Raw genomic sequence first — 13,424 nt, forward strand, 5'->3', positions numbered from 1 at the left:
CTTTCAGATAACCAAGGATTTAGGTGATGGTGAGTTTCAAACGGTGTTCCAGTTGGCGCAGGCCACTTCTCTGCGTGGCGACCTTGTGGGTGGCTTGGGTTCCTTTCTCTGTCTCGTCGGTGTTAACCCTCAAGCCCGATGCGCCCACGACGTATGTCGTGGTCAAAGGCGATACCTTGTGGGATATTTCGGCGCTCTACCTCGATAGCCCTTGGCTTTGGCCACGGCTATGGCAGGTCAATCCTGATATTGATAATCCTCACCTGATTTATCCCGGTGACAAGCTCAATCTGATTTGGCGCAATGGTGAGCCGGTTCTGACGGTGAAACCGATGCACAAACTGAGCCCGAAAGTAAGAAAGCTTGATAAACAAGCGCTGCCGACGCTGCGTGAAGAGTGGGTGTTGCCGTACCTAGAATCGGATCTCTTGCTTGACCAGTCGTTATTGGCAGAGAGTGCCAAGGTGATTGGCTCGAGCAATGGCTTACAATATCTCACCGGGCAACAACTGCTTTATGTCACGGGGCAACAAGTGCAAGGTGAGTGGCACATTTACCGCAAAATGACCACCTTCACACGCGATGATAAACGCGTCATTGCGCTGAAAAAAATCGCGGTCGCCGAGTCTGCGGATGAGTCTACAGCGCAGAGCGATACGGACATGACGGCGCTCAAAGTTCGCCAACAAACGCAGGAAATTCTCGCGCAAGACATCGCCTTGCCCGTGCGTGAGGCTCAGTCTGATTTCAGTCAACGCTTTTATCCCCAGCCCTCGCCTAAGGCCATTAATGCCTCAATCTTAGGGTCTTTAGAAGGCAGCCAATATGTGGGCAAGCATCAAGTCGTGGTCATTGACCGCGGCGCGCGCGATGCCCTGCGTCAAGGCAGTATGTTCGACCTCTATCAGCCGGGTCACAAGGTGGCCAAAGCTGGCCAAGGGGTATTGGCTAGGCAAGAGGTGCAGCAATTGCCGGATGTGCGCATTGGGCATTTGATGGTGATTCGTCCTTATCACGACTTTAGCCTGGCGCTAGTCACCCAGAGCGAGCAGCCGATTGCCACTGAAACCCGTTTGCGCTCTCCCCTGGCGACGCTTAAATCCGCTGAAGACGTTGTGGACGCAGAGCTACAGGGTAAGGAGCAAGGATGACAGAGCGTGAGCTGCGCGCTTGGCTGACGCTCTATTTTACGCCCAGAATTGGTCCGAAGACCTTTGAGCGTTTGCGAAAGGTGGCCGAGCCGCACGAGATTGTCTCTAGTTCGAGCGACGAGATGCGCGCGTTTGGCTTGAGTGAGCATCAGGTGGAGTATATTCAGCGGCGCGCAGAAAAAGAGGTGGATGGGTGTTTGGCTTGGCGCGAGCGCGAGGCGGATCACCATATCGTCACCCGTGACGCGAGTGACTATCCGCCACTGCTCGCCAACGCCCCTGCGTCGCCGGCGGTGCTGTTTGTCAAAGGCAAGATTGAGGCGATTCACTTGCCGCAATTGGCCATGGTGGGCAGTCGCAATGCCAGTCAGGATGGGCTTTCGCTCGCCAGAGAGTTTGCCAGTGCGTTGGTCAAAGAGGGGCTGTGTATCACCAGCGGACTCGCGCTCGGCATCGATGGCTATGCCCATGATGGCGCGCTGAAAGCGGGCGGAGAGACGGTCGCGGTGCTCGGCAGTGGTCTTGGGGAAGTGTACCCTGCTCGCCACCGAGCGCTGGCAGGGCGTATTGCTCAGCAAGGCGCGTTGGTCAGTGAGTTGCATCCGCAGGCCAAACCTAAGGCGGATCACTTTCCTCGCCGCAATCGCATTATCAGTGGTTTATCGCTGGGCGTGCTGGTGGTGGAAGCGGCCGAGAAAAGCGGCTCATTAATTACCGCGCGTTATGCCCTTGAGCAAGGCCGCGAAGTGTTTGCCATTCCCGGCTCTATTCATCAAGTCTATGCCAGGGGTTGCCACCGCTTAATTCAGCAAGGGGCGAGCTTAGTCCAAGAGGTTGAGGACATCTTATGCGAGCTCGACAGCTTGCTGGCATGGTCGCGGCAACAGGCGGATAAACAGAGCGAATCACGCACCCAGACGCCGAGCTGCTCGCATTTCCGAGCGCTTTTATCTCCTAACGATAAAGAAGCGACGAAAGTGAGCAAAGAAGAATTGCCATTTCCCGAGCTGTTAGCTAACGTAGGTAATGAGGCTACACCAGTTGATATCTTAGCATCGCGGACCCATATACCCGTGCAGGATGTCATGATGCAGCTCTTGGAGCTCGAGCTTTTAGGGCACGTTGTTGCAGTTTCCGGTGGCTACATTTTAAAGGGGAGGGGCTAGCTATGATGATGGATATTTTGATGTATCTGTTTGAGACCTACATCCATAGCGATGCAGAGTTACAGGTCGACCAAGATGAGCTAGAAGAAGAGTTACTTCGCGCTGGTTTTCATCAGAAAGACATATATAAGGCCCTGGTCTGGTTAGAAGAGTTGGCGGCGCTACAGCAAACGGAAGCGCACTCAGCGATCTCTGTCAGTACCTCGTCTCCGTCTACGCGTATCTATACCGCCAAAGAGTGCGACCGCCTCAGCCTTGAGTGTCGTGGCTTTTTAATGTTTTTAGAGCAAGTGAGCGTGTTGACGGCGGAAACACGTGAGATGGTCATTGACCGAGTGATGGGGCTCGAAACCGATGAGTTTGAGCTTGATGATCTCAAGTGGATTGTCTTAATGGTGCTGTTTAATGTGCCGGGCAATGAAAATGAATACACGCTTATGGAAGAGCTTCTTTACACCAAAGAGCAGGGTATCTTGCACTGATACCGTCGCTTTGCGACCCTAAGTGATATGAGTAATAAAATCGACCATCAGTTGTTTTCTGCCCACGAGCACGCCTTAGAACATCAGGCGTGCCCGAAATGCCAAGCTCAAGGCTTGGCGGGGGAGCTGTCGCTGCGCCATGGCAAACATGGTCCTTTCTTGGGGTGCACCTTGTACCCGCAATGCGATTACATCAAACCTTTGCATCAAAATGATGGCCACATCGTTAAAGAGTTAGGTGTGCCATGTCCTGAGTGTGGTCATGAGTTGGTGCTGCGCCAAGGTCGCTATGGGATGTTTGTCGGTTGCAGTCATTACCCTGAGTGTCACCACATTGAGTCGATCGATGCCCCCGCAGAGCCGAGTGAGGACAACGTCGCCATCGCCTGCCCTGAATGCCATCAAGGTCAGCTGACCGAGCGTAAATCTCGCTTTGGTAAGCTGTTTTATGCATGTGACCGCTACCCGAAATGCAAGTTTGCCGTCAATCAGCCGCCCGTCAGTGGTGAGTGCCAAGTGTGTGGGTTTCCACTGCTGGTGGAAAAGCACAGCGCAAAAGGCCAACAGTTGCAGTGTGCAGCTCGACGTTGTCAGGCCATTCAGTCTTAATTTTCGGCGAGTGCCTATTTAAGACTATATCGTGATTTAAGACTATACAGTGGTAAGGCGATATCGGAGCGGCCGAGCGTTACAGCAAATACAATGTCATTAAAGACAAAAAAGGCGCCATGAGCGCCTTTTTCAATCCAGTGTTCGCAGAGCCAACACTCATTTGATCCGATTACGATTCGAAGTTTTGTGCAAACTCATGCACCGCAGGGAAGGCATCGCTGTCGAGCAGGGTGGCCAGTTCACACAGCTTGCGTTGTAGCTCACCACTGTAGTCGCCGCAGACATTGATGTGACCCATCTTGCGTCCAGCACGCTTCTCTTTGCCGTACCAATGGATATGGCACCCTTCAATGGCCAGCAACGCTTGTGGCAGCGTATCTTCGCCAAGGATGTTGATCATCGCCGTTTCACGAACCAGTTTGGTGCTGCCAAGCGGCAAGCCACACACGGCTCTTAGGTGGTTTTCAAACTGACAGGTCTCTGCGCCTTGCTGCGTCCAGTGACCGGAGTTGTGCACGCGCGGTGCAATCTCATTCACGAGCAGGGTGCCATCGACATCGAAAAACTCAAGGGCAAGCACGCCCACGTAGTCGAGACTCTCGGCTACAGCGCTAAACATCGCCTGCGCTTGGTCTTGCAGCTTCGGGTCAGAAATGGCGGTCGATAGGCTTAGCACCCCTTGGGTGTGGACGTTCTCAGCCAGAGGGTAAACAGCGACTGAGCCGTCTTTGGCTCGTGCGCCCACCAAGGAAACTTCTCGGCCAAACGGGACAAACTCTTCCGCCACAATCGCTTGTGTCTCACTGGCTTGGATGCATTGTGCCATCTCTTGCCAAATGCTGTCCGCTTGAGCGGCGTCTTTCAATCGCCATTGGCCTTTACCATCGTAGCCACCTAGGGCACTTTTCAGCACCATAGGAATGCCGACTTTTTCGATCGCGCGATCAAAATCTTCCCGGCTCTCAATGACATGGTAGTTGGCGTTGCGAACGCCCGCTTTGTCTAATAGCGCCTTCTCAATACGGCGATCGCCACCGGTTTTGATCGCTTCTGCTGACGGGTAAAACTTCCCGCTTTGCTCGCAGAGGGTCAAAATATCGTGTGGGATATGTTCAAACTCAGCCGTGATCACATCGGCACGCTCAATGGCATTGCGAAGACCGTGGCCCACCACGTGTTGGGTGAGAGGATGGACAATGTTTTCACTGCCGACATCGTACGCCGAGATCTCAATGTTCAGTGGTGCGCCCGCAAGAGACATCATTCGTGCTAATTGGCCTGCACCTAACACCAACACATGCATGGTTTAGTCCTCGGCTGGGTTTGGGTTAGCAAGGACGGTCTCAGTTTGCTCTTGGCGAAACGCTTCGACCTTCTCCATCACGGACTCATCGTGGGTACCGATGATTTGCGCGGCCAAAATACCCGCATTCGCTGCGCCCGCTTCGCCGATCGCCAGTGTACCTACCGCGATGCCTTTTGGCATTTGCACGATAGAAAGTAGCGAATCCATCCCTTTTAGGGCACGTGATTGAACAGGAACACCCAAGACAGGTAAGCTTGTGAACGCCGCTGCCATGCCCGGCAGGTGCGCAGCGCCGCCAGCGCCAGCAATGATCACTTTCAGACCGCGCTCTTTCGCGCTGTTGGCGTAGTCTGCCAATAATTGAGGAGTGCGGTGCGCAGAGACGACTTTAGTTTCGTATTCAACACCAAATCTATCCAGCATTTCCGCGGCGAGCTTCATTGTTGGCCAATCTGATTTTGAACCCATGATGATACCGACTTTCATCTCAAACTCCTTCAACCTTTTGTGTGGAATGAAAAACAGGATGTGTCGTAAACCCAGTACAACCACATCGCCAATTTGTGCGCATTATACGGCGTTTTCCCTAGCAAGCAAACGTTTGCGCGCACTTTGAACCGCGCAGTGATTAGTCTTCGACGCAGATTCTTTGTACACTGAGTCTCATCCCAAGAAGACGCAGCCAGTGACTGCGTGGTGAAACAGGGCCTACCCTGCAAGGAAGTAAAATGTCAGAAATCGATAAGCAGGCGGTGAAGCAGTTTTTGTTGGCACTGCAAGAGACCATTTGTCAGCAGCTTGAGCAGGCCGACGGCCAAGCGCTGTTTGTTGAGGATGCGTGGCAGCGTGAACCCGGAGAGCGGCTCGGTGGCGGTGGTCGCACCCGAGTGATGAAAGCAGGCGCGGTGTTTGAGCAAGGCGGCGTCAATTTCTCTCATGTCTCTGGCAAAGCGATGCCCGCTTCGGCCACTGCCCATCGCCCAGAGTTAGCCGGGCGACGCTTTGAAGCCATGGGCGTGTCATTGGTGATGCATCCGAATAACCCTTATGTGCCCACCTCCCATGCCAACGTGCGCTTTTTTATTGCCGAAAAAGAGGGCGAGGCGCCGATATGGTGGTTTGGCGGCGGGTTCGATTTGACCCCCTTCTACCCATTTGAAGAAGATGCTCAGTTCTGGCATGGCAGTGCGAAAGAGGTGTGTGAACCTTTTGGTCATGATGTGTATGCCAAGCACAAAAAATGGTGTGATGATTACTTCTACCTGCCGCACCGTGATGAAACGCGTGGCGTCGGTGGGCTATTTTTTGATGATCTCAACGAGTGGCCATTTGATAAGTGTTTTGATTACATCAAAGCGATCGGTGAAGGGTATACCCAGGCGTATTTGCCGATTGTTGAGCGCCGCAAAGAGACGCCCTACACTGACCGAGAGCGTCAATTTCAGCTTTATCGCCGTGGTCGCTATGTGGAGTTTAATCTCGTCTATGACCGAGGAACCTTGTTTGGTTTGCAAAGTGGTGGCCGAACCGAGTCGATTTTGATGTCGATGCCGCCACTGGCTCGCTGGGAGTACAATTATCAGATTGAGCCAGACAGCCCTGAAGCGGTTTTGTATCGCGATTTCCTCAAACCGCGTGATTGGTAACATGTTTATCTCGGCATAGCGCTTGATCCTGGCCGGGATAGTGATAGGGTCAATGACCGTTGACCCGTTTATTTTTGTGTAGGTAAGGACATGACACAACCTCTTGACCGCTATGTGGTGTTTGGCAATCCCATTAGCCAAAGTAAATCGCCTTTTATCCATACCTTATTTGCTCGCCAGACCAACCAAGCGTTAACCTATCAAACGCAGCAGCCTGAGATCGGCACATTCAAAACGGCGGTAGCGGAGTTCTTTGCTGCAGGTGGTAAGGGGTGCAACATCACCGCACCGTTTAAAGAAGAGGCGTTTCAGTTTGCGACCCGCCTGACTGAGCGAGCGCAATTGGCCGGTGCCGTTAATACCTTAAAGAAGTTAGATGATGGAGACATCATTGGTGATAACACCGATGGTGAAGGATTAGTGCAAGATTTGCTTTCCCAGCAAGTGGTACTGAAAGGGGCGAGAATACTATTGCTTGGCGCTGGCGGCGCGGCGCGCGGCGTGATCAAACCGCTGCTCGACCAGCACCCGCACTCAATAGTGATCGCCAATCGCACCAAAGCCAAAGCATCACAGTTGGCAGAGCTTTTCGCTGAGTTTGGTGTGGTGCAAGCCGCCTCACTGGAAGAGGTCGAGACTGGCTTTGATGTCATCATTAACTCAACGTCGTCGGGATTGAGTGGTGAGTTGCCAGCGGTATCACCGACCATTTTTCAAGGTTGCCAAGTGGTGTATGACATGGTCTACCGCTCAGGCAAAACGCCTTTTAATGCCTGGGCGGAACAATCGGGTGCGCCCGTAAGCTATGATGGCTTAGGGATGTTGGTTGGCCAAGCGGCGGAAAGCTTTATGCTGTGGCGAGGTTTACGCCCAGGCACTAAGCAGGTGCTGCGCGAGCTGCGTAAAAATTTACAAGGGTAAAAGATGAATCAATCGATTTTGTTTCCCGAACGACAGCATTGGGATGAAGAGCGCGCTGCGGTTTGCTTCCCTGCTCAGCAAGCGGGTGCCTTGATTGAGTGTGTGGTGAGCCAAGCGGTACTGGAGTCGTATGCGCAGCAAAGCATTACCTCGGGTCAGCACGCCATCGAACTGTTTGAACAATGGCGCTTTGACCTTGAAGAGCAAGCTGAGTCTTTAATAGAAGACGAGATGTTTAACAGCCGCGGTGAAATTGAACTCAACCAGGAATGATCTCAACCTCATTTAAGTAGTCGTCTTTATTCTGCACGTAGTTATCGGCAGATTTTTGTAAGAAAGCGCGCTCTTTGTCTGTCAAAGGGCGAGCCTGCTTAACTGGACAGCCGACATACAGATAGCCACTTTCCAATGTTTTCCCCGGTGGGACTAAACTGCCTGCTCCCACCATCACCTCATCTTGAATGACCACACCATCGAGCACGATCGCGCCCATGCCAACGAGCACGCGATGACCAATGGTACAGCCGTGCAGCATCACCTTATGACCCACGGTCACATCATCACCGATAATCAGTGGGTAGCCTTGAGGGTTTTCAGCATTCTTATGGGTGACATGAAGCACCGAACCATCTTGAATATTGCTACGCGCACCAATTCGGATATGGTTGACGTCTCCACGAGCGGCCACCAAAGGCCAAACACTGGCATCATCGCCCAGTGTGATGTCGCCAACCAAGACAGCACTGCTATCTATATAGACACGATCGCCAACTTGAGGTTGGATACCTTTATAACTGCGTAGGGAACTCATCTCTTCTCCTATATGCGATAGCACGATATGTTGCCAAGAATAGTGGCAAAAATAGCCCGTTGCGCATAGAAAATACGCAAACAGTAAAAAAATCAAAAAAATCGCTGAAAAGGGGTTGCCAATGTGACGCCGATCTCTATAATGCCCCCTCGCTGACACGGCAAGGCGTCCGAATAAGTTGATACTCACCGTAACAGCAAGGTCTAAATAGCCCAGCAAAAATTGCTGAGAAAAGTTTGAAAAAAGTGGTTGACACTAAAACTTGAATCGCTAAAATGACCTGCCGTCTTGTAAGTGACCAAGGTCACAGCCAACGAGCGCTCTTTAACAATATAAACCTATCAATCTGTGTGGGCACTCGTTGATGATAATCCAATTAGAAGTTTCTTCAGGAAACTTCAAATTAGGTTTCAATGATACGAAGTGACCATTGAGTCTTCGGACTCAGCACAGTCAATTCAAACATTACTGGTGCTACTTCTAGTCAAGGAATGTTCAGTATTCATTGAGCCGAACAAAATCTTAAATTGAAGAGTTTGATCATGGCTCAGATTGAACGCTGGCGGCAGGCCTAACACATGCAAGTCGAGCGGAAACGAGTTATCTAAAGCCTTCGGGTGAGCGATAACGGCGTCGAGCGGCGGACGGGTGAGTAATGCCTGGGAAATTGCCCTGATGTGGGGGATAACCATTGGAAACGATGGCTAATACCGCATAATAGCTTCGGCTCAAAGAGGGGGACCTTCGGGCCTCTCGCGTCAGGATATGCCCAGGTGGGATTAGCTAGTTGGTGAGGTAAGGGCTCACCAAGGCGACGATCCCTAGCTGGTCTGAGAGGATGATCAGCCACACTGGAACTGAGACACGGTCCAGACTCCTACGGGAGGCAGCAGTGGGGAATATTGCACAATGGGCGCAAGCCTGATGCAGCCATGCCGCGTGTATGAAGAAGGCCTTCGGGTTGTAAAGTACTTTCAGCAGTGAGGAAGGTGGGTGTGTTAATAGCGCACTCATTTGACGTTAGCTGCAGAAGAAGCACCGGCTAACTCCGTGCCAGCAGCCGCGGTAATACGGAGGGTGCGAGCGTTAATCGGAATTACTGGGCGTAAAGCGCATGCAGGTGGTTTGTTAAGTCAGATGTGAAAGCCCGGGGCTCAACCTCGGAATTGCATTTGAAACTGGCAGACTAGAGTACTGTAGAGGGGGGTAGAATTTCAGGTGTAGCGGTGAAATGCGTAGAGATCTGAAGGAATACCAGTGGCGAAGGCGGCCCCCTGGACAGATACTGACACTCAGATGCGAAAGCGTGGGGAGCAAACAGGATTAGATACCCTGGTAGTCCACGCCGTAAACGATGTCTACTTGGAGGTTGTGGCCTTGAGCCGTGGCTTTCGGAGCTAACGCGTTAAGTAGACCGCCTGGGGAGTACGGTCGCAAGATTAAAACTCAAATGAATTGACGGGGGCCCGCACAAGCGGTGGAGCATGTGGTTTAATTCGATGCAACGCGAAGAACCTTACCTACTCTTGACATCCAGAGAACTTTCCAGAGATGGATTGGTGCCTTCGGGAACTCTGAGACAGGTGCTGCATGGCTGTCGTCAGCTCGTGTTGTGAAATGTTGGGTTAAGTCCCGCAACGAGCGCAACCCTTATCCTTGTTTGCCAGCACTTCGGGTGGGAACTCCAGGGAGACTGCCGGTGATAAACCGGAGGAAGGTGGGGACGACGTCAAGTCATCATGGCCCTTACGAGTAGGGCTACACACGTGCTACAATGGCGCATACAGAGGGCGGCGAACTTGCGAGAGTAAGCGAATCCCAAAAAGTGCGTCGTAGTCCGGATTGGAGTCTGCAACTCGACTCCATGAAGTCGGAATCGCTAGTAATCGTGGATCAGAATGCCACGGTGAATACGTTCCCGGGCCTTGTACACACCGCCCGTCACACCATGGGAGTGGGCTGCAAAAGAAGTGGGTAGTTTAACCTTTCGGGGAGGACGCTCACCACTTTGTGGTTCATGACTGGGGTGAAGTCGTAACAAGGTAGCGCTAGGGGAACCTGGCGCTGGATCACCTCCTTATACGATGATTATCGTTTTGAGTGTCCACACAGATTGATGGTTTATAAAAGTAAAGAGAAATTCTAGAGGCTAGTTACTAGTCCCTAGAATACAATGAACCTTTCCCAAAAGGTTCACAGTCTCTAGGAGCTAGGCACTAGTTCACTAGAAACTTATCCAGTGTCCCGTTCGTCTAGAGGCCTAGGACACCGCCCTTTCACGGCGGTAACAGGGGTTCGACTCCCCTACGGGATACCACGGGTCGTTAGCTCAGTTGGTAGAGCAGTTGACTTTTAATCAATTGGTCGCAGGTTCGAATCCTGCACGACCCACCACTTTTCTCTTATGCGGCGTTAAGTTGCTCGTTGTGTACTTTTGTACACGGCCTCACAACTTGCCTTGCCTAAGAAAAAAGTAACCACATAATGTGGGCGATTAGCTCAGTTGGGAGAGCACCTGCCTTACAAGCAGGGGGTCACTGGTTCGAGCCCGGTATCGCCCACCATTCTCTAAATGTTTTTGGATATCAAACAGTCCAAACCACTTCAGTAAAACGTGTGTGGTTGGAGTTGTCGACCGTCTAAGAATATTTAGAAAATGTATTTCTTCGCTTTTACTAGCAAAGAACGCATGCTCTTTAACAATTTGGAAAGCTGACAAAACAACAATTTATTGTTGTTTGTAAAGTTCTCAAAGTATTCATATCTATGAATACACAAAAACACATTCAAGTGTTCTTGGCTTTTTGTTTTCACTTTTTATAAAAAAGTAAAATAAAAAGATATTTGAGTCCGGCAAAATCGAGTCTGCATCATGTTTAAATAATTGCAGACAACTTTGGTTGCTTAGTTTGTTTTCACTTTTCAAAGTGAAAGTAAGTGAGCCAATAAGACCCTTTGGGGTTGTATGGTTAAGTGACTAAGCGTACACGGTGGATGCCTTGGCAGTCAGAGGCGATGAAGGACGTATTAACTTGCGATAAGCCCAGATTAGGTAGTAAAAACCACTTGAGTCTGGGATTTCCGAATGGGGAAACCCACCTGCATAAGCAGGTATCGTTATGTGAATACATAGCATAACGAGGCGAACCGGGGGAACTGAAACATCTAAGTACCCCGAGGAAAAGAAATCAACCGAGATTCCGAAAGTAGCGGCGAGCGAAATTGGACTAGCCCTTAAGCTTTATATGCGTTAGACGAACGGTCTGGAAAGTCCGGCAATAAAGGGTGATAGCCCCGTAGTTGACAACGCACATTCAGTGAAATCGAGTAGGGCGGGACACGTGATATCCTGTCTGAATATGGGGGGACCATCCTCCAAGGCTAAATACTACTGACTGACCGATAGTGAACCAGTACCGTGAGGGAAAGGCGAAAAGAACCCCTGTGAGGGGAGTGAAATAGAACCTGAAACCGTGTACGTACAAGCAGTAGGAGCACCTTCGTGGTGTGACTGCGTACCTTTTGTATAATGGGTCAGCGACTTATATTCAGTGGCAAGGTTAACCATCTAGGGGAGCCGTAGGGAAACCGAGTCTTAACTGGGCGCTCAGTCTCTGGATATAGACCCGAAACCAGGTGATCTAGCCATGGGCAGGTTGAAGGTTGAGTAACATCAACTGGAGGACCGAACCGACTAATGTTGAAAAATTAGCGGATGACTTGTGGCTAGGGGTGAAAGGCCAATCAAACCTGGAGATAGCTGGTTCTCCCCGAAAGCTATTTAGGTAGCGCCTCGGACGAATACTACTGGGGGTAGAGCACTGTTAAGGCTAGGGGGTCATCCCGACTTACCAACCCTTTGCAAACTCCGAATACCAGTAAGTACTATCCGGGAGACACACGGCGGGTGCTAACGTCCGTCGTGGAGAGGGAAACAACCCAGACCGCCAGCTAAGGTCCCAAATTATTACTAAGTGGGAAACGATGTGGGAAGGCTTAGACAGCTAGGATGTTGGCTTAGAAGCAGCCATCATTTAAAGAAAGCGTAATAGCTCACTAGTCGAGTCGGCCTGCGCGGAAGATGTAACGGGGCTAAGTAATAAACCGAAGCTGCGGCAATACCTTTTAGGTATTGGGTAGGGGAGCGTTCTGTAAGCCGTTGAAGGTGTGTTGTAAAGCATGCTGGAGGTATCAGAAGTGCGAATGCTGACATGAGTAACGATAATGGGGGTGAAAAACCTCCACGCCGGAAGACCAAGGGTTCCTGTCCAACGTTAATCGGGGCAGGGTAAGTCGACCCCTAAGGCGAGGCCGAAAGGCGTAGTCGATGGGAAACGGGTTAATATTCCCGTACTTCAACTTATTGCGATGGGGGGACGGAGAAGGCTAGGTGGGCCTGGCGACGGTTGTCCAGGTTCAAGTGCGTAGGCTTGAGAGTTAGGTAAATCCGGCTCTCTTTAAGGCTGAGACACGATGTCGAGCGCCCAAGGGCGTGAAGTCATTGATGCCATGCTTCCAGGAAAAGCCTCTAAGCTTCAGATAAGTTGGAATCGTACCCCAAACCGACACAGGTGGTCGGGTAGAGAATACCAAGGCGCTTGAGAGAACTCGGGTGAAGGAACTAGGCAAAATGGTACCGTAACTTCGGGAGAAGGTACGCTCTTGACGGTGAAGTCCCTTGCGGATGGAGCTATTGAGAGTCGCAGATACCAGGTGGCTGCAACTGTTTATTAAAAACACAGCACTGTGCAAAATCGTAAGATGACGTATACGGTGTGACGCCTGCCCGGTGCCGGAAGGTTAATTGATGGGGTTAGACTTCGGTCGAAGCTCTTGATTGAAGCCCCGGTAAACGGCGGCCGTAACTATAACGGTCCTAAGGTAGCGAAATTCCTTGTCGGGTAAGTTCCGACCTGCACGAATGGCGTAATGATGGCCACGCTGTCTCCACCCGAGACTCAGTGAAATTGAAATCGCTGTGAAGATGCAGTGTACCCGCGGCTAGACGGAAAGACCCCGTGAACCTTTACTACAGCTTGGCACTGAACATTGAGCCTACATGTGTAGGATAGGTGGGAGGCTTTGAAGCAGGTACGCCAGTATCTGTGGAGCCGACCTTGAAATACCACCCTTGTATGTTTGATGTTCTAACTTAGCCCCGTTATCCGGGGTGAGGACAGTGCCTGGTGGGTAGTTTGACTGGGGCGGTCTCCTCCCAAAGAGTAACGGAGGAGCACGAAGGTGGGCTAATCACGGTTGGACATCGTGAGGTTAGTGCAATGGCATAAGCCCGCTTGACTGCGAGAATGACAATTCGAGCAGGTGCGAA

At 51.3% G+C, this 13,424-nt stretch carries 10 protein-coding genes, 3 tRNA genes and 2 rRNA genes; 12 read left to right on the forward strand and 3 right to left on the reverse strand.

Annotated elements, in window-relative coordinates; genetic code table 11:
• Window positions 1-26: 26 nt before the first annotated feature.
• Genes AC6R0S_RS11535 through AC6R0S_RS11550 form a run of 4 tightly spaced genes read left to right on the forward strand, consistent with a single transcriptional unit; the run spans window position 27 to window position 3,408 of the window.
• Window positions 27-1,151: a LysM peptidoglycan-binding domain-containing protein gene (locus AC6R0S_RS11535; protein WP_500637960.1), complete on the forward strand. Its 1,125-nt coding sequence runs from the start codon at window positions 27-29 to the stop codon at window positions 1,149-1,151.
• On the forward strand, window positions 1,148-2,317 hold the full coding sequence (gene dprA, locus AC6R0S_RS11540; RefSeq protein ID WP_500637961.1) for a DNA-processing protein DprA: 1,170 nt from the start codon (window positions 1,148-1,150) through the stop codon (window positions 2,315-2,317). Before AC6R0S_RS11535 ends, dprA begins: the two co-directional genes overlap by 4 nt.
• Before the next feature lie 2 nt (window positions 2,318-2,319).
• Window positions 2,320-2,799 (forward strand): DUF494 family protein, encoded by a 480-nt coding sequence (locus AC6R0S_RS11545; protein ID WP_334555489.1) that lies wholly within the window; start codon window positions 2,320-2,322, stop codon window positions 2,797-2,799.
• Window positions 2,800-2,826: 27 nt separating this feature from the next.
• A complete protein-coding gene (locus AC6R0S_RS11550; RefSeq protein ID WP_334555488.1) occupies window positions 2,827-3,408 on the forward strand; it encodes a DNA topoisomerase family protein in 582 nt (193 codons plus the stop codon).
• 172 nt (window positions 3,409-3,580) lie between these two features.
• On the opposite strand, the gene AC6R0S_RS11555 is transcribed toward AC6R0S_RS11550, so the two are convergent.
• Window positions 3,581-4,714 carry a 5-(carboxyamino)imidazole ribonucleotide synthase gene (locus AC6R0S_RS11555; RefSeq protein ID WP_487903321.1) on the reverse strand — a complete coding sequence of 378 codons (1,134 nt, stop codon included), beginning with the start codon at window positions 4,712-4,714 and terminating at the stop codon, window positions 3,581-3,583.
• Window positions 4,715-4,717: 3 nt separating this feature from the next.
• On the reverse strand, window positions 4,718-5,203 hold the full coding sequence (purE, locus tag AC6R0S_RS11560) for a 5-(carboxyamino)imidazole ribonucleotide mutase (RefSeq protein ID WP_334555486.1): 486 nt from the start codon (window positions 5,201-5,203) through the stop codon (window positions 4,718-4,720).
• A gap of 242 nt (window positions 5,204-5,445) precedes the next feature.
• On the opposite strand from purE, the gene hemF reads away from it, so the two are divergent.
• The 3 genes from hemF (at window position 5,446) to AC6R0S_RS11575 (ending at window position 7,557) form a co-directional block, all read left to right on the forward strand.
• Complete coding sequence (hemF, locus tag AC6R0S_RS11565; protein ID WP_500630522.1) at window positions 5,446-6,363, forward strand: oxygen-dependent coproporphyrinogen oxidase; 918 nt, start codon at window positions 5,446-5,448, stop codon at window positions 6,361-6,363.
• Between the two features lie 90 nt (window positions 6,364-6,453).
• On the forward strand, window positions 6,454-7,284 hold the full coding sequence (gene aroE / locus AC6R0S_RS11570) for a shikimate dehydrogenase (protein ID WP_500630523.1): 831 nt from the start codon (window positions 6,454-6,456) through the stop codon (window positions 7,282-7,284).
• Between the two features lie 3 nt (window positions 7,285-7,287).
• Window positions 7,288-7,557: a DUF1488 family protein gene (locus AC6R0S_RS11575; protein WP_500630524.1), complete on the forward strand. Its 270-nt coding sequence runs from the start codon at window positions 7,288-7,290 to the stop codon at window positions 7,555-7,557.
• Here AC6R0S_RS11575 and AC6R0S_RS11580 read toward each other — a convergent pair.
• Window positions 7,544-8,095, reverse strand: coding sequence for a gamma carbonic anhydrase family protein (locus tag AC6R0S_RS11580; protein ID WP_500630525.1), 552 nt, complete (start codon window positions 8,093-8,095; stop codon window positions 7,544-7,546). The genes AC6R0S_RS11575 and AC6R0S_RS11580 overlap by 14 nt on opposite strands.
• A gap of 524 nt (window positions 8,096-8,619) precedes the next feature.
• Here AC6R0S_RS11580 and AC6R0S_RS11585 point away from each other — a divergent pair.
• From AC6R0S_RS11585 to AC6R0S_RS11605, 5 genes are all read left to right on the forward strand, one after another.
• Window positions 8,620-10,175 (forward strand): 16S ribosomal RNA (locus AC6R0S_RS11585).
• A gap of 161 nt (window positions 10,176-10,336) precedes the next feature.
• Window positions 10,337-10,412 (forward strand) — tRNA-Glu (locus AC6R0S_RS11590).
• 1 nt (window position 10,413) lies between these two features.
• Window positions 10,414-10,489, forward strand: a tRNA-Lys gene (locus AC6R0S_RS11595).
• A 94-nt stretch (window positions 10,490-10,583) separates the two neighbouring features.
• A tRNA-Val gene (locus tag AC6R0S_RS11600) sits at window positions 10,584-10,659 on the forward strand.
• 403 nt (window positions 10,660-11,062) lie between these two features.
• Window positions 11,063-13,424, forward strand: a 23S ribosomal RNA gene (locus AC6R0S_RS11605); the annotation flags it as partial.

Source organism: Vibrio sp. R15-SG3-ISO1B (genome assembly GCF_059833835.1).